Source organism: Streptomyces sp. TLI_053, from assembly GCF_900105395.1.
GTDB lineage: Bacteria > Actinomycetota > Actinomycetes > Streptomycetales > Streptomycetaceae > Kitasatospora.
In genome coordinates, this window is the sequence record NZ_LT629775.1 from 5221903 (window position 1) to 5237041 (window position 15139).

General features: G+C 75.2%; 15 protein-coding genes, 1 tRNA gene and 1 riboswitch. Of the genes, 4 read left to right on the forward strand and 12 right to left on the reverse strand.

The window, feature by feature from the left end; translation table 11 throughout:
* Positions 1-5: 5 nt before the first annotated feature.
* A complete protein-coding gene (locus BLU95_RS21175; RefSeq protein ID WP_093861415.1) occupies positions 6-830 on the forward strand; it encodes an isocitrate lyase/PEP mutase family protein in 825 nt (274 codons plus the stop codon).
* On the opposite strand, the gene BLU95_RS21180 is transcribed toward BLU95_RS21175, so the two are convergent.
* The 8 genes from BLU95_RS21180 to BLU95_RS21215 form a co-directional block, all read right to left on the reverse strand.
* Positions 820-1158 (reverse strand): hypothetical protein, encoded by a 339-nt coding sequence (locus tag BLU95_RS21180; protein ID WP_159424961.1) that lies wholly within the window; start codon positions 1156-1158, stop codon positions 820-822. The genes BLU95_RS21175 and BLU95_RS21180 overlap by 11 nt on opposite strands.
* Before the next feature lie 5 nt (positions 1159-1163).
* Positions 1164-1430 carry a hypothetical protein gene (locus BLU95_RS21185; protein WP_093861417.1) on the reverse strand — a complete coding sequence of 89 codons (267 nt, stop codon included), beginning with the start codon at positions 1428-1430 and terminating at the stop codon, positions 1164-1166.
* A gap of 59 nt (positions 1431-1489) precedes the next feature.
* Positions 1490-2815 carry a cytochrome P450 family protein gene (locus tag BLU95_RS21190; RefSeq protein WP_093861418.1) on the reverse strand — a complete coding sequence of 442 codons (1326 nt, stop codon included), beginning with the start codon at positions 2813-2815 and terminating at the stop codon, positions 1490-1492.
* A 67-nt stretch (positions 2816-2882) separates the two neighbouring features.
* A complete protein-coding gene (locus BLU95_RS21195; RefSeq protein ID WP_197698608.1) occupies positions 2883-4220 on the reverse strand; it encodes a cytochrome P450 family protein in 1338 nt (445 codons plus the stop codon).
* Positions 4217-4843: a GTP-binding protein gene (locus tag BLU95_RS21200; protein ID WP_093861419.1), complete on the reverse strand. Its 627-nt coding sequence runs from the start codon at positions 4841-4843 to the stop codon at positions 4217-4219. The genes BLU95_RS21195 and BLU95_RS21200 overlap by 4 nt, the downstream gene beginning before the upstream one ends.
* On the reverse strand, positions 4821-5171 hold the full coding sequence (locus tag BLU95_RS21205; protein ID WP_093861420.1) for a DUF742 domain-containing protein: 351 nt from the start codon (positions 5169-5171) through the stop codon (positions 4821-4823). Before BLU95_RS21205 ends, BLU95_RS21200 begins: the two co-directional genes overlap by 23 nt.
* Positions 5168-7135, reverse strand: a complete 1968-nt coding sequence (locus tag BLU95_RS21210; protein ID WP_231978808.1) for a roadblock/LC7 domain-containing protein — start codon at positions 7133-7135, stop codon at positions 5168-5170. Before BLU95_RS21210 ends, BLU95_RS21205 begins: the two co-directional genes overlap by 4 nt.
* A 153-nt stretch (positions 7136-7288) precedes the next feature.
* On the reverse strand, positions 7289-9772 hold the full coding sequence (locus BLU95_RS21215) for a SpoIIE family protein phosphatase (RefSeq protein ID WP_093861422.1): 2484 nt from the start codon (positions 9770-9772) through the stop codon (positions 7289-7291).
* Between the two features lie 191 nt (positions 9773-9963).
* Here BLU95_RS21215 and BLU95_RS21220 point away from each other — a divergent pair.
* A tRNA-Ile gene (locus BLU95_RS21220) sits at positions 9964-10037 on the forward strand.
* Positions 10038-10176: 139 nt separating this feature from the next.
* Here BLU95_RS21220 and BLU95_RS21225 read toward each other — a convergent pair.
* The 3 genes from BLU95_RS21225 to BLU95_RS21235 all read right to left on the reverse strand — a co-directional run bounded on the left by BLU95_RS21225 (position 10177) and on the right by BLU95_RS21235 (position 12107).
* Positions 10177-10743: a TetR/AcrR family transcriptional regulator gene (locus BLU95_RS21225; protein WP_093861423.1), complete on the reverse strand. Its 567-nt coding sequence runs from the start codon at positions 10741-10743 to the stop codon at positions 10177-10179.
* A gap of 140 nt (positions 10744-10883) precedes the next feature.
* The gene (locus BLU95_RS21230) at positions 10884-11711 is read right to left on the reverse strand and encodes an alpha/beta fold hydrolase (protein ID WP_093861424.1); all 828 of its coding nucleotides are present in this window, start codon (positions 11709-11711) and stop codon (positions 10884-10886) included.
* Positions 11712-11816: 105 nt separating this feature from the next.
* On the reverse strand, positions 11817-12107 hold the full coding sequence (locus BLU95_RS21235) for a YiaA/YiaB family inner membrane protein (protein ID WP_173862092.1): 291 nt from the start codon (positions 12105-12107) through the stop codon (positions 11817-11819).
* A 245-nt stretch (positions 12108-12352) separates the two neighbouring features.
* Positions 12353-12523: riboswitch (cyclic di-AMP (ydaO/yuaA leader) on the forward strand.
* 12 nt (positions 12524-12535) lie between these two features.
* Here BLU95_RS21235 and BLU95_RS21240 point away from each other — a divergent pair.
* Positions 12536-13405 carry a M23 family metallopeptidase gene (locus tag BLU95_RS21240; RefSeq protein ID WP_231977711.1) on the forward strand — a complete coding sequence of 290 codons (870 nt, stop codon included), beginning with the start codon at positions 12536-12538 and terminating at the stop codon, positions 13403-13405.
* An 87-nt stretch (positions 13406-13492) separates the two neighbouring features.
* On the opposite strand, the gene BLU95_RS21245 is transcribed toward BLU95_RS21240, so the two are convergent.
* Entirely contained in the window at positions 13493-14506 is a 1014-nt protein-coding gene (locus tag BLU95_RS21245) for a hypothetical protein (protein WP_093861425.1), read from the reverse strand.
* A 43-nt stretch (positions 14507-14549) separates the two neighbouring features.
* Between BLU95_RS21245 and BLU95_RS21250 the strand changes: the two genes are divergently transcribed.
* On the forward strand, positions 14550-15134 hold the full coding sequence (locus tag BLU95_RS21250; RefSeq protein WP_093861426.1) for a GNAT family N-acetyltransferase: 585 nt from the start codon (positions 14550-14552) through the stop codon (positions 15132-15134).
* Positions 15135-15139: the final 5 nt, after the last annotated feature.

The window sequence follows — 15139 nt, forward strand, 5'->3', positions numbered from 1 at the left end:
GGAGGATGACGGTCGAGCAGCGGGAGAAGGCCCGCTCCCTGCGTGAACTCCACCGCCCCGGCGATCCGTTGGTGCTCGCCAACGTCTGGGACGCGACGAGCGCCCGGCTGGTCGCGGCGGCCGGGGCGCGGGCCCTCGCCACGGCCAGCGCGAGCGTCAGCTGGACGCTCGGCAGCCCCGACGGCGAGGGCGCCGACCGCTCGCGGGTGCTGGCACAGACGGAGCTGATCGTCCGCGCGGCCGGCCCGCTGCCGGTCACGGCGGACCTGGAGAGCGGGTTCGCCGGGACCGCGGCGGGTGTCGGCGGGACGGTCGAAGCCCTGCTCGCCACCGGCGCGGTCGGCGTCAACCTGGAGGACGGGGGCCGACCGGTCGCCGAGGCGGCCGAGCGGATCGCGGCGGCCCGGGCGGCGGCGGACGCGGCCGGAGTGCCGCTGTTCGTCAACGGCCGCACCGATGTCTTCCTGCACGCCGGGGGCACCGCGGACCCGGCGGAGCTGCTGGACGAGGCGGTGGCCAGGCTGCGGGCCTACGTCGAGGCGGGCGCGGACGGCGTGTTCGCCCCGGGGGTGTCCGACCCGGCGGTGATCGCCGCACTGGTCGGGGCCGTCCCGGCGCCGCTCAATGTACTGGCGGGCCCGGGCGCGCGGTCCGTGCCGGAGCTGGCGGCACTGGGGGTGGCCAGGATCAGTCTGGGACCCGGCCTGGCGAAGGCGGCGTACGCGGCGGTGCGCCGCGCCGCCGAGGAGGTGTACGGGGACGGAACGTACTCCGCGCTCGACGGCGGGCTCGACTACGGGGAGTTGCAGGGGCTGTTCGTCAGCCGGTGAGCGCGCCGAGCGTGCCGAGCGTGCCCATGGCGTGGTTGACGATGTTGCCGTTGGAGCAGGTGGTGGGCCCGGCGCCGTGGCTGCCCAGGGCGGGGACGGCCGCGAACTCCTGCAGACAGGCCGCGGCGGCCGCGAAGTCCGGGCCGGTCGCCGCGCCACCGGAGGCCGAGCCCGAGGCCGAGCCCGAGCCCGAGCCCGAGGCCGAGGCCGAGGCCGAGCCGGAGCCCGGGCCCGGGTCGGCACCGGAGCCGGAGTCCGCGGCGAACGCCGCGGTCGGTGCGGCGGCCAGCGCCAGCGCGGCCAGCAGGAGCGCGGTGGGCCGCCGCACGCCGCTCACAGGCCGTGCCCGATCTCGCCGCTGAGGCCCGGGTGGCTCATCTGGTTGGTGCCGATGGCCTCGATCTCGCTCGCCGTGCCGCCGACCACCGGCAGGTCCTTCGCCTCGTGCAGCAGGAGGTCGGCGGGGGAGAGGGTCATCCCGTTGGACAGGCCGCCGAGCGCGTCCGGGGACGCCGCGGTCGAGGTGGCGGCGGACGCGGACGGCACGGCGGCGGCGAGACCGGCCACGGTCAGGGCGGCCAGGGTGGCGAGTTTCTTCATGAACCCCCCAACGACCCGGCCGCCCCGAGGTCACCGCGGCCCGCGCGGCGAACGGCAGGTCAGACCGTGACCCGCAGCGTGCGCACGCTGTTGCTGACGAACGAGGCGATCGGCTCCGGCTCCGGCCCGTCCGCGAGCGCGAGCCCGGGGTAGCGCTCGAACAGGAACCTCAGCGCCGTCTCCGCCTCCAGCCGGGCCAGCCCCGAGCCCAGGCAGAAGTGCGGGCCGTGCCCGAAGGACAGGTGCCGGTTCGGCGTCCGGCCGAGGTCGAAGCGGTCGGCGTCGGGGTAGTGGGCCCCGTCCCGTCCGGCGGCCGCGTACGAGGCGAGCAGCGCCTCGCCGCGCCGGATCACCACCTCGCCGACCCGGATGTCCTCGGTGGCGTAGCGGAGCGGGAACTGTCCGACCGGCGAGTCGTACCGCAGCGTCTCCTCGACCACGGCCGACCACGGCACCGTGCCCTCCAGCACCGACCGCAGCTGCTCGGGGTGGGCGAGCAGGGCGCGCACCGCGTTGGTGATCAGGTTGAGCGTGGTCTCGTGCCCGGCCACCAGCATCAGCAGCAGGGTGCCGACGAGTTCCGGCTCGCCGAGCCGGTCGTCCTCCTCGCGGGCGGCGATGAGGTCGGTGGTCAGGTCGTCGCCGGGTTCGGCCCGCTTGGCGGCGACCACCGAGGCGAGCAGCGCGAACAGCGACTGCTGCGCGGCGGCGGCGGCCCCGGGGGTGGCGGAGCTGGAGACCAGGGTGTCGGACAGCTCGTGCAGTTCGTCCTGCTGCTTGGGCGGCAGGCCGAGCAGCTCGCCGATCACCTGCATCGGCAGCGGGTAGGCGAAGTGCTCGCGCAGGTCGAACGCGCCGTCCAGCTCGGAGATCCGGTCGAGCAGGGCGGTGGTCCTGGCCTCGACGGCGGGCTGCAGGGCGGCCACCCGGCGCGGGGTGAAGGCCTGGGTGACGAGTCCGCGCAGCCGCCGGTGGTCCTCGCCGTCGACGGTGATCATGCCGGGGACGGTGACGAAGTTGATCAGTGGCCAGCCCTCGGGCAGCCGGCCTTCCCGGAACACCGTCCACAGCCGGGGGTCCTTGCCGACGCGGGGGTCGGCGAGGAGTTCCTGGAGGGTGTCGTGGTGGGTTATCGCCCAGACCACCACCCCGCCAGGGAGTTCCACCAGGACCGCCGGCCCGGCTCCCCGGAGCCGGGCGTTCTCCCCGTGCTGGTCGCGTCCGAAGGCGTCGAGGACGACGGGCTCGGCTCTTCCGCCCCCGAGGCCGTCCCCGAGGTCGTTCCCGAGGCCGCCCCCCAGGCCGCCCCCGGTGCCGCCCCCGGTGCTGCGCCCGGGGCCGTCCCCGGTGTCTGCGGAGTCTGCGGTACCTGCGGCGGTGTCCATGCGGAGGGCCTCTCGGGAGCTGGCGGGCGGGGCGGGGTGAAGGCGCTGTAGAGCACCGGCAGGCTGATCAGGGCGCGCGACCAGGGGGACGGGCGCCAGGCCAGCTCGTGCGGGGGACGGCGAGTTGGAGGTCCGGCAGCCGGTGCAGCAGGGTCTCGACGGCGGTCTCGACGATGATCCGGGCCGGGTGCTGGGCCGGGCAGACGTGCTTGCCCGCGCCCCAGGCGAGGTGGGCCCGGTTCCCGCCGATCGAGGCGTGCCCGATCGACGGGTGCCCGACGGCGCCGGGGCCCTGGGCGGCCGGGTCGGCGTTGGCCGCGGCCAGACCGAGCACGAGCATGTCGCCCCGGGCGATGAACTGGCCGCCGAGCACGGTGTCCGAAGTGGCCCACCGGCCGGGGAAGTTCTGCGTCGGCGGGTCGCGCCAGAGCACCTCCTCCAGCGCGTCGGCGACGGTCAGCCGGCCGCCGGTGAGGGTGGCCCGGAAGCGCCGGTCGGTGAGCAGCAGCCGCAGGGTGTTGCCGGTCCAGCAGATGGTGGTCTCGTTCCCGGCGATCATCAGCACCACCAGGTGGTGCACCGCTTCCTCGTCGGTCAGCCCGGCCGGGTGGGCGAGCAGCCAGGAGGTCAGGTCGGCGCCGGGCGTGGTCCGGCGCTGCCGCACCAGGTCGACCAGGAGGGTCTGGAACTCCTGGTTGGCGCGCACCGATTCGGCGCCGCTGTCGGCGATGTGGCTGATCAGCCGGATGAGGTGCGCGCCCGCCTCGTCGGGCAGGCCGAGCAACTGGGTGAAGACCAGCAGCGGCAGCCGGCGCGCGTACTGGGCGACCAGGTCGGCGGTGCCGTCGGGGCCCCAGCTGTCGATCAGCGCGTCGGCGGCGGCCTCGGTGGTCTCGCGCAGCTGCCGGTGGTCGACCCGGGCGAGGGTGTCGGCGACGGCGGCGCGCAGCCGCTGGTGCTCGGCGCCGTCGAGGTTGAGCAGGGTGGGGCGCCACGAGGTCATCGGCTGGAGCCGGGAGTCGGCGGCCAGCCGGCCTTCGGCGGGGACCCGCCAGCGGCGCGAGTCCTTGGAGAACAGCGCCTCGTTGCGGGTGAGTTCGAGCAGTTCGGCGTAGCCGAGGACGAGCCAGGACTCGACCCCGGGCTCCAGCTCGATCGGTGCCACCGGCCCGTACTGGGCGCGCAGCCGGGCGTACAGGCCGTGCGGGTCGTCGGCGACGGCGGAGCCGTAGAGCGGGGTGAGCGGCACCCCGACCGGCAGTCCGCCGGGCAGGGTGCCGCCGTGGGTGGCCGCGGCGGGAGGGCCGCCGTCGTGGGCCGCGGCCGGGGGGAGGCCGCCGCCCGTCGCGTGCGCGGGGCACCCGGGCGGCGGGACGGCCGTCGTGCCGGGCTCGGGAACGGTCATCGCTGCGGCTCCAGGACGGCGGTGCGGTACAGGTGGTCGACGAAGTCGATCAGCAGGTCGTAGGAGGCCCGCCGGTCCCGGGCGTCGCAGTACAGGATCGGCGCCCCGGGCAGCAGGTCCAGTGCCGACCGCAGTTCCTCCTCGGGGTAACTGGGCGTGTCCGGGAAGGTGTTGACGGCGACCGCGAACGGTATCTGCTGCTCCTCCAGCCGCCCGAGCACGTCGAAGCTCTCGTCCGGACGCCGCAGGTCGACCATCGCGATCGCGCCGAGCGCGCCGCGCGACAGGTCGTCCCAGAGCGGCCAGAACCGCTGCTGTCCGGGTGTGCCGAACAGGTACAGCGCGAGCCGGGGGTTGAGGGTGATCCGGCCGAAGTCCAGCGCCACCGTGGTGGTGGTCTTGCCGCCGCGCCCGGTGAGGTCGTCCACGCCGCTGCTGGCGGCCGTCATGGTCTCCTCGGTGCGCAGCGGGGAGATCTCGCTCAGCGAGCCGACCAGGGTGGTCTTGCCGACGCCGAACGGGCCGGTGACGAGGATCTTCACCGCGCCCTGGACGGACGGTGGCAGGTACTGCGGTGCGGCGGGAGGGCCGGCGACCGGGTCAGCGGAGTTGGCGGAGGCCAACGAGTACCTCTTCCAGAAGAGTGGTGGGCAGGCGTTCGGCCTGCGGAACGGGCGGGAGTACCTGGACGGCGCCGAGGTCCCAGAGGTCGCCGACCAGGACCTTGACGACTCCGAGCGGCAGCCCCAGGTGGGCCGCCACCTCGGCGATCGACAGCAGGCTGTGGCAGAGGTCCAGGGTCCGCCGGTGCTCGCGGTTGAGCAGGGCGTGCTCGGGGAGTTCGGGCCGGTCGGGTAACGCGACGACCAGGCTCTCGAAGGCCAGCTCGGTGCGGGTGGGCCGGCTGCGGCCGCCGGTGATGACGTAGGGGCGGACCGGACCGCCGCTCACCGCTGGCCCCCCGCCGCGAGATCGGCGCGCGGCGGGCTCGTGAGGTGGGTGCCGATCCGCTCGACCAGGACCTGCATCTGGTAGGCCACCAGGCCGGCGTCGACGTCGTCGCCGGTCACCACCGCCAGGTGCGCCCCGGCCCCGGCGGCGACGATGAAGAGGTAGCCGCCGCCGTACTCGATGACGATCTGCCGGGTCGCGCTGCCGCGGCCGCCGAAGCCCTGGGCGACGCCGCGGGCCAGCGACTGGAGGCCGGAGCAGGCCGCCGCGAGCCGCTCCGCGTCCTCGCGCACGATGCCCTCGCTGCGTCCGATCTCCAGGCCGTCGTTGGACACCACGACGGCGTGCTGGACCTGCGGGACGTTGACGATGTCGGCGAGCAGCCAGCCGAGGTCAGGGGTGGTGGTCATGGAACTCTCCGGGGCGCTGGGGAAGCTGGGGGGAAGGGGGAAGGGAAGGCTCGTGCGGGTCCTGGGAGCCGGACCGGGCGGCCGAGCGGCCGCCGGCGGTGCCGGCCTGGAACATCGACATGAACGCCTGGGCCTGCTGCGCCGAGCGGTACGGCGGGGCCGGCGGCGGAGTGGGGGCGGCATTGGCGGCGTGCCGGGTGGCGGCGCGGCCGCGGCGGTGGCTCCGGCGGGGCAGCGGCGGCGGTGCGGTGTCCGGTGCGGCGTCGGCGGTCGGGTAGCCGGTGACGGGGGGGTACACGGGCGGGTAGCCGGTGGCCGTCGCGGGGTCGTACGGGGCGGGGTCGTCCAGGTCGTACGGGACGCCCTGGGGCGGGTGCGACGGGTACGACGAGTGCGGCGTGTACGGCTGGTAGGGCTGGTACGGGTCGTGCGGCACGTGCGGTGCATGCGGCACGTGCGGCGCATGCGGCTCGTGGGGCGGGTGCGGGTGGTCGGCCGGGACGTCCGGGTACGCCGTCGCGGCGTCCGGGTGGGCGTCCGGGTGGGCCGCCGGCCCGGGCAGGTCGGGCCGGGCCGGGGGACGGCCCGACCGCGGGGCGCGGACCGCGCGGGCGCCGCCGGTCCGCCGAACACCGCGTCGCCCCGGCCCAGGCCCGGCACGGTCGGCGGCAGCGGTTCGGTGAGCAGCGCGTTCGGCAGCAGCACCACGACCCGCACACCGCCGTACGGCGAGGGCGCGGAGCCGATCGTGACCCGGAAGCCGTACTGCTCGGCGAGCCGGCCGACCGCCGCCAGGCCGAGCTGGGGCACCTCGCCGAGGCGGGAGACCTCCAGCGTGGATCCGCCGGCGAGGGCGTCGGCGGCCTTCTCGACGGCGGGTTCGGGCATCCCGACGCCGCCGTCGTCGATCTCGATCACGGCCCCGTTGTGGACCGGCATCAGGGTGACGTACACCTGGGTGCTGGGCGGGGAGTAGCGGGTGGCGTTGTCCAGCAGTTCGGCGACGGCGTGGATCAGCGCCTCGGCGGCCGCGCCGACCACGGCGGTCTCGATCCGGCTGCGGATCATCACCCGCTGGAACGGCAGGATGCGCGACTGGGCGCCGCGCACGACGTCCTCCAGCGAGACCGGCTCGGGCCAGTGGCGGCCGGCCCTGGCGCCGCAGAGCACGGCCAGGGTCTGGGCGAGGCGGGCCTGTTGGGCGGCCGCGTGGTCGGCCTTGAGCAGGCCCTCCAGCAGGGTCGGGTCGTCGTGGGTGCGCTCCATCTCGTCCAGCAGGGCCTGCTGGTCGTGCGCCATGACGAGGATCCGGCGGGCGACGCTGAGGAAGGCCCGCTGGGTGGAGGCGTTGAGTTCCTGGTCCTGCTGGGCGGCTGCCAGTTCGGTTCCGCGGCGGGAGAGTTCGGCCGCGAGCTGTTCCCGGAGGCGGGTGATCTCGTGCTGCTGCTGGGTGACCCGACGCCGCTGGGTGGCGGAGACCGCGCGGTAGCGGGCGGCGGCCACCAGGGCGAGAGCGGCGAGCACGCCTGTTGCCGTTGCGCACCACTGAGTCATCGTCACGCGGCGAATTCTAGGGCGATCATCCTATGAAGGTGCGACCGGATCTCGCCAGGTGACCGGATCTCATCGATATCCCGTCAATACCACGCCGGTTCGCACTGGTTCGAACGCGATCGGTCTGTCCGTGGGCAGTCGACCGGTGTCCCGTCAGCCCCGCTGGTGCACGGCCGACAAACGGTGCAACAGCAGCAACGCGACGTCGTCCGGACGCGAACGCCGCTCGGTCACGTTCAGGGTGAGCAGATCGGCCAGCTTTTCCAGGTCCGGCCCCGGTTCGACCCGGACCGGCCCGGTGTTGCGCGCCCACAGCTCCAGCCCGCCGAGCATCCGGTGCACGGACTCGTCGTAGTCCTCCTCGCGGTCCTCCACCAGGCCGTCGGTGTAGGCGAGCAGCGTCTCGCCGGGCGGCAGGTACTCGACCGCCAGCGGGTACGGCCGCTCGGGAGCCACGCCCAGCGGAGGTCCGCCGGGGAGGTTCAGCTCCACCGCCCTGGCGTCCGCGGTGACCCGGACCGGCGCCGGGTGTCCGGCGCGGGCCGCCCGCACGGTGCCGTCGGCCGGGTCGAGGGTCAGGTACAGGCAGGTGGCGAACAGCTCGGTGTCCAGCTCGGTCAGCAGCCGGCTGGTCCGGGCGAGCGTGGCGGCCGGGTCGTGCCCGTCGGTCGCGTAGGCCCGCAGTCCGCTGCGCAACTGCCCCATCACCGCCGTGGCCTCGGCGTTGTGCCCCTGGACGTCCCCGATCACCAGCCCGATCCGGCCGTCCGGGAGCCGCAGCAGGTCGTACCAGTCGCCGCCGATCTGCATGCCCTCGGTGCTCGGCAGGTAGCGGGCGGCGCTGGCGATCCCGGGCAGCCGGGGCAGGGTGCGCGGCAGCATCGCCCGCTGCAGTTCGGTCGCCCGGTGGTGGTGGGTGTCGTAGAGCCGGGCCCGCTCCAGGGACTGGGCCAGGATGCCCGCGAACGAGGAGTAGAGGGTGCGGTCCTCGCGCCCGAACGCGCGCTCGGTGGCGAAGGTGATCAGACAGGAGCCGACCTGCCGGCCGGAGGCGATCAGCGGCAGCACCGCCCACGCGGCCGGGGCGAGCGGGCTGCCGGTCCCGCCGCCCGTCCCGTCGCCCTCGCCGCGGCCGGTCCCGCCGGCGGGACCGGCCGTCCGGTCGGCCCCGCGTCCGCGTCCGCGCCGGGCCGGCTCGCTGAACAGCGGGGCCGACCGGGCCAGGGCGCGCTGCATCACGCCCTCCGACAGGTCGGCCAGCCGGGTCAGCTCGGTACGCCGCTCGCCCCCGTAGACGGTGTGCGAGACGGGCAGCAGCCGCCCCTCGTCGACCAGGTCCAGCACGATGCCGGCCGCCCCGAAGGCGGGCCGGCAGATGTCGGTGACGGCCGTGGTGACGTCCCGGACGGTGACCGCCCGGGACAGTGCCCGGGTGAGAGCCAGCAGCAGTGCCGACCGGGCCCCGGCGGCGGAGGTGCCCTCGGTGGTGCCGGCGGGCTCCTGCCCCGGGCCGGACGGGGAGCCCGGGCCGGACGGGGCCGGGGACCGGCCGCCGGGCGCCCCGTCCCCGGGCGGGCGTTCGCCGGGGGTCCGGCCGTGGTCGAGATCGGCGATCAGGCCGGCGATCCGCACCGGGCGGCGGTGCACGTCCAGCATCACCTCGCCGGTCTCCTCGATCCGGATCACCCCGCCGCCCCGGCGCGGCACCCGGTAGCGGATCCGGTACGGGCCGCCGGTGGCGAGGGCCTCGGCCATGGCGGCCTGGACGTCCGGGAGGTCCTCGGGGTGGACCACGAGGTCCAGGGAGGGGGCGGGGGAGGTGCCGCCGCGCTCCGGCGCCGGCCGGCCGACCAGCCGCAGCGCCTGGGCGTCCCAGTGGGTCTCGCCGGTGACCAGATCCCGTTCGAAGGCCCCGTGCCCGGAGGCCCGGACGGCGAGCGAGAGCATCGAGTGGGCGGTCGCGGCGGCCGGATCGGCGGCGCCTGCGCACGGGCCGGGGCGCACCCCGTGCGCCGCACCCCGGTCCGGGTGCCCTCCGCGTCCCGGGTGCCCTCCGCGTCCCGGCTGCTCGCCGTGCCCCGGGTGCCCTCCGGTCCCGCCCGTTCCGCCGAGCGCCCCGGTGCCCGCCCTGGCGTGCTCCAGCAGGTGGCCGAGCCGGTGCCCGCAGGCGTCCGCGAGGGTCTCCAGCACGTCCAGGTCGCGCCGGGGGACCGTCCCCCGGTGGGCGAGGGCCAGGGCGAGGACGCCCAGCGGCCGGCCGTCGACGATCATCGGCAGGGTGGCGACGGCGACCATCCCGGTGCCCATCCCGGCGTTCCGGTTCGGATAGTCGGCGCTGGTGCGTTCGGGGCTCAGCAGATAGGGACGGCGCAGCCGCAGCGCCATCGCGGCGGGCAGGTCCCCGGCCGGGTCGACCACGCTGTAGCGCTCGTGGGCCCAGTCGGGCAGGCCGTGGGAGGCCGTGAGCCGGAGCATTCCGGTGGAGTCCAGCAGGTAGAGCGCCGAGCCCTCACCGGTGATCCAGCTCGGGCCCTCGGCGAGCACGGTGCCGAGCAGTTCGGCGGCGTCCGCGCAGCCCAGCAATAAGCGGACGCAGCGCATGGCACTGCGCGCGGTGGGGCTGCTGCGCGGGTCCACGGGGATGGCCGGCCTCTCCGGTGCCTTATGGGGCAGTTAATTCTTAATACCTTATTTCTTAATCGGGTGAGGGGAGAGTCGAACGGTGTGCCCCGGGAGCCCGGGGCGCCCGGTGTGCGTGGGGCCCCGCCGGGTCCGGTACCCTTCTCCCTACGACGTGCCGCCCTGGGGGCGGTGGGTCGTAACGGCGCGGGGCTATAGCTCAGACGGTTAGAGCGCTTCCCTGATAAGGAAGAGGCCACAGGTTCAAGTCCTGTTAGCCCCACACCAGTCCGAAGGGCCCGGAGCGGTGCGCTCCGGGCCCTTCGGCGTTCCCGCCCGGACGGCCCCTGGCCCCCACCCCCCCGGGGCCTCGCCGTCCCCACCGCCCTGTCGCTCCGTGCCCGCTCCGGACCCGTCCGGGCTCAGCGGGGCCAGCCGCGCAGTCCGGCGGTCAGTACGGTGATCATCCGCTCCTGGGTCTCCCCGAGGTCCTCGGCGAGCTGGAAGGCGCCAGCCGTCGACAGCGCCGCGAATCCGTGGGCCAGCGAGCGGAACGTGCGCGCCGCGTGGATCGCCTCGGAACCCTCCAGCCCGTACCCGCGGAGCACCGCGACGATCACCCCGACCAGCCGGGCGGCTGCGTTCGACAGGTCCTCGTCCGGCCGCGGGGCCTGCGGCAGCGCGGCGTACCGGTGCGGGCGCTCGGTGGCGTAGGCGTGGTAGGCCCGCAGGACGGCGGCGACCGCCTCGTCCCCGCTCCGGCCGAGCGCCGCCCCGGCGAGCCGGTCGGCCAGTTCCTCGGTGACCCGGACGGCGACCAGTCGGCGCAGTTCGGCCAGTCCGCCGCTGACGTGCTTGTAGAGCGAGGGGGTGGCGACCTTGGCGCGGGCGGCGACGGCGGCCAGGGTGAGGGCCTCGGGACCCTGCTCGTCGATGAGGGCGAGGGCGTGGTCGACGACCTGCTCGGGGGTGAGTCCGACTCGGGGCATCGGGGGTCTCCTGGTGGGCGCGGCGGGCGTGGTGGGCGTGGTGGATCGGTGGAGGGGGCGGCGCTGGACGGCGGCGGCCGGGCGGACGGCGCGTGCGGTCCCAGGCGATCGGGCGATCGAGCGATCGAGTGATCGAGCGGTCAGGCGAGCTCGGCGAGGAAGCCCAGCAGGGCGTCGGCGGTGGCCTCCGGGTGGTCGGCCATCGGGTAGTGCCCGGCACCCTCGACCATCACCTTGCGTGCCCCGAGCGCGGCGGCCTGCCGGTCGGCGACCAGCTCCGGGTCGCCGAAGTCGGGGTCCTCGGAACCCATCACCACCAGCGCCGGGCAGTGCACGGCCGAGGTCCAGCCGAGGGGCGAGGAGTCGCCGTGCACATAGCCCCGGGTGGCGGCCCGCCGGCCCGGGGTGCGCAGCGCGGAGACCAGCCCGGCCACGTACTCCTCGTGGTCGGCGGGCTTGGGGCCGGGGAAGGCGGCCCTGCGCAGGTAGAGCCCCCAGAACGCGGGCGAGCGCACCAGCAGCGCGCCCATCGCCCGGACCACCGTCCGCTGCAGGGCGGTGGGCGGCACGTTCTCGACGAAGGCGTCGATCAGGACGATCCCGGCGACCCGCTCCGGGGCGTCCCCGGCGGCTCCGACCACGCTGGCGCCGGTGTAGGAGTTGCCCGCCAGGACGGCCCGGTCGATGCCCAGGTGGTCCAGCAGGGCGAGCACGTCTCCGGCGATCGCGGCGGGGGAGTAGTCGTCCCAGTGGATCGAGGAGTCGCCGAAGCCGCGCAGGTCCATGGTGATCACCCGGCGGCCGGCGGCGGTCAGCAGCGGGCGCAGGTGCCGGTACGCGGCCCGGCTGTCGAGCATCCCCGGGAGCAGGACGACGGGGGTGCCGTCGCCGCGCCCGGTGTCGTCGAAGGCGATCCGGCCACCGGGGAGGTCGAGGTAGCGGGTGGCGGGGGCGATGGTGCCGTTCATGGGAGCCTCCTCGGGCGGTCGTCGGCGAGTGCCGATAGCCATAAAGCTAAGGCTAATAGCCTTAGCCGTCAAGCCCTCCCGAGCGGCGGTCCGCGCCCGGGCCGGTCAGACTCCCTCCACCTTGAACGGGTCGTGCTCGGTCAGCAGCTTGTCCAGCCGGGCCTGGTCGACCCTGGTGACGAGATCGGTGGTCTCCTGCCGGTCCCGGACCACCTTGGCCAGGGTGAACGCCGAGGTGACCGTCCAGAGCAGGCCGACGGCGAGGAAGGCCCTGGTCCACGGCTCGACCGGCAGGTAGGCGATCCCGGCGCCGAGGGCGGTGCCGGAGAGGGCGAAGGACAGGACGGCCTGGATGTAGTAGGCGGCCGTGGTGCGTGACTGCATCGGTGCGCTCATGGCGCCCAGAATGGCCGCGCGGCTCCGGTCGCACATGAGTAGTCGTACTCAGATGGGAGCCCGTTCGTTGACGTCCTCTCACGTTCGGTAGTGTCAGGTGTCATCAAACGTCACAAATCGCCCATCGGACCGCGCAGCGTCCGATCCGTGTCCGGTCGTCATCAACGGATGGCTTGGAATCGGGGGGCTCTCGGATTAACGTTTGATAACGCAGCGCGGACCGCAACGCCGTACCCAGACGGCACCGTGCGCCGTCGCCTAATCCCGCCGGCCGGCCTCCGGGCAGGCCATGGGAGCCGGGGAACCATGTTCCTTGGGGTGAATCGGCAGGGTCGGGGCATCGCCCGGACCCAGCCGTAGGAGACCTTCCTGCTCCGAACCCGTCAGCTAACCCGGTAGGCGCGAAGGAAGGAAAGGAGCGCGCCTCCGTGGCGTCGACGCACACCCAGGCACACCCGTCCGGGTCCTCCACCGGCACCCAGCTGCTCGACCACCCCGGCCCGTTCGCCGGCCACGGTCCCTTCGGCGGCTCCGCCGACGAGAGCGCCCCGCCGGCCGCCGACACCAGCCGGCACCGGATGCCCCGTCAGACCCGCGGCACCGCGCCGCTGCTCGGCGTCACCGCCGTCGCCGCCACCCTGGGCGCGACCGGCTTCGCCTCCGCCACCCCGGCCGCCGCGCCCGCCGTGGAGACCCCCGACGAGACCCCGGTCGCGCTGTCCGCCGACCCCGGCCTCGCGCTCGCCGCCCGGATCCAGCAGCAGGCCGACAGCCAGCGCACCGCCGCCGAGGAGACCGCCCGGGTCCAGGCCGCCCAGGAGGCCGAGGCCAAGCGCGCCGCCCAGGTCGCCCAGCAGGAGCAGGCCCGGCGCACCGCCGAGGAGGCCGAGAAGGCCAAGCTCGCCGCCATCAAGCTGCCGGTCCGCGACTACCGGCTCTCCGCCCACTACGGCCAGAGCGCGCGCTACTGGGCGCACCTGCACACCGGCCTCGACTTCGCCGCCGACCAGGGCGAACCCGTCTACGCGGTCGGCCAGGGCACCATCACCTCGGCCGGCTGGGCCGGCGCCTACGGCTACCGGATCGTCGAGACCCTGCCCGACGGCACCGAGATCTGGTACTGCCACCTCTCCTCGATCATCAAGGGCTCCGGCAAGGTCCTCCCCGGCCAGCAGATCGGCAAGGTCGGCGCCACCGGCAACGTCACCGGCGCCCACCTGCACGTCGAGGTCCGCCCCGGTGGCGGAGCCCCGGTCGACCCGGAGACCTGGTTCGAGCAGCGCGGCGTCACCCCCTGACGCCGTCTTCCTGACCCGGCTCCCCCGAGCACGACGAGGGGCCCCGGCCGCACGGCGGCTCCAGGGGCCCCTCGCCGTGTTCCGCGCCTACTCCGGCGCCCGCTCGTCGCCGTCCGTGTCCGCGTCCGGGGCCGCGTACCCGTCGCCGTCCGTGTCCGCGTAGCCGTCCGCCGGTTCGTCGCCGTCCGTCTCCGTGAACCCGTCGCCGTCCGCCCGCTCCTCCGCCCAGGCCGCGTCCAGCCCGGCCAGATAGGCGTCGATCTCCGCCGGCCCCGGCTCCGGCGCCAGCTCCGGGAACTCCGCCACCAGCAGCTCCGGCAGCCCCGGCACCGTCCAGGTCCCGGCCAGCTCCAGCGCCGCCAGCGCCGCGGCCTCCTCGAACGCCCCGAAGTCCCCGGCCAGCTCCTCCGGCATCGGCCGGCCCAGGGCCGTCAGCTCGGCCAGGTTCCGGTAGCTGCGCCGCATCAGCCCCTGTTCCAGCAGCCGCCGCGCGCCGTCCGTGGCCATCCCGACCGCCAGCGTCCGGCCGCCGGCCTCCCAGCCCCCGTCGTCCACCGGGTCCAGCACGCCGTCCGCCTCCAGCGCCGCGAACGACGCCAGCCGCTCCTCCTCCGGCAGCTCCCGGAACCCCTCCAGCCAGGCCCGCACCGCCTCCCCGTCGGCGGTGTCCACCCCGGCCGCGCGCAGCAGCAGCGTGTACAGCCGGGGCCAGGTCACCAGGTCGGCCCGGCGCAGCAGTCCGGCCGCCACCTCGCCCTGCCACTCGGCCTCCGCGTGCAGCCGCTCCTGCCGCTTGGCGTTCAGCCGCTTCGCCGCCCGCCGGTGGTCGATCAGCAGCCGCACCGCCGCGCCGTACGCCAGCGGGTCCTGCCCCGGCTCCGGCTGGACGTACAGGTACAGGCGCTCGTACAACAGGTGCTCCACCGCGGCGGAGGTGAGTTCGGGCCAGCCGTCGTGCATCCTGCCCTCGCCCAGCTCCAGCAGCGCCAGCACCGCTCGCAGCGGGCTCTCGGCGACCGGCTCGCGGCCCTCCGCCTCCGCCCAGGCGAGCAGCTCGGCGGCCTTGGTGCGCGGGGCGAGCCGCAGGTCTTCGTCTTCCATAACCACGAACCGTAACCGCTGGTCGCGGGTAGGGTCGGGAGCCATGGTCCCCGTTCGACTCACCGGTGCCCGGCTTGCCGTGCGCGAGTTCCACCACACCCCCGAGGACGTGGCCGCGCTGCACGCCGTGTTCGGCGACCCGGAGGCCACCCGCTACCTCCCGTTCGCCCCGCGCGACCTCGAGACCTGCGCCGACCAGGTCGCCCAGTTCGTCGAGGAGGCCGAGAAGGACCACCGGGAGGTCTACCGGCTCGCCGTCACCCGCCTTTCCGACGCCGACGACCCGGCCCGCGCCGTCCCGATCGGCAACGCCGCGCTCGGTCTCGTCCCGTTCGGGGCCGCCACCATCGGCTACGCGCTGCGCCGCGACGTCTGGGGTTCCGGCTACGCGGGCGAGCTGGTCGCCCTGCTGCGCGACTTCGCCTTCGGCCCGCTCGGCGTGCACCGGCTGGAGGCCCGGGTGGACGTCGACAACGCCGCCTCGATCCGGGTGCTGGAGCGGGCCGGCTTCCGGCTGGAGGGGCGGGTCCGGCACGACTACCGGGGCCCGGGCGGCTGGCGGGACGCCCGGCAGTACGCCCTGCTCGCCGACGACCCGCCGGCCGGGAGCGCCGGGCAGGGGGGATAACCCCA

Excerpts from the sequence above, each read along its gene's own strand:
- BLU95_RS21175 (WP_093861415.1), top strand. The coding sequence starts at position 6 with ATGACGGTCGAGCAGCGGGAGAAGGCCCGCTCCCTGCGTGAACTCCAC.
- BLU95_RS21185 (WP_093861417.1), bottom strand. The coding sequence starts at position 1,430 with ATGAAGAAACTCGCCACCCTGGCCGCCCTGACCGTGGCCGGTCTCGCC.
- BLU95_RS21190 (WP_093861418.1), bottom strand. The coding sequence starts at position 2,815 with ATGGACACCGCCGCAGGTACCGCAGACTCCGCAGACACCGGGGACGGC.
- BLU95_RS21195 (WP_197698608.1), bottom strand. The coding sequence starts at position 4,220 with ATGACCGTTCCCGAGCCCGGCACGACGGCCGTCCCGCCGCCCGGGTGC.
- BLU95_RS21210 (WP_231978808.1), bottom strand. The coding sequence starts at position 7,135 with ATGACTCAGTGGTGCGCAACGGCAACAGGCGTGCTCGCCGCTCTCGCC.
- BLU95_RS21225 (WP_093861423.1), bottom strand. The coding sequence starts at position 10,743 with ATGCCCCGAGTCGGACTCACCCCCGAGCAGGTCGTCGACCACGCCCTC.
- BLU95_RS21230 (WP_093861424.1), bottom strand. The coding sequence starts at position 11,711 with ATGAACGGCACCATCGCCCCCGCCACCCGCTACCTCGACCTCCCCGGT.
- BLU95_RS21235 (WP_173862092.1), bottom strand. The coding sequence starts at position 12,107 with ATGAGCGCACCGATGCAGTCACGCACCACGGCCGCCTACTACATCCAG.
- BLU95_RS21245 (WP_093861425.1), bottom strand. The coding sequence starts at position 14,506 with ATGGAAGACGAAGACCTGCGGCTCGCCCCGCGCACCAAGGCCGCCGAG.
- BLU95_RS21250 (WP_093861426.1), top strand. The coding sequence starts at position 14,550 with ATGGTCCCCGTTCGACTCACCGGTGCCCGGCTTGCCGTGCGCGAGTTC.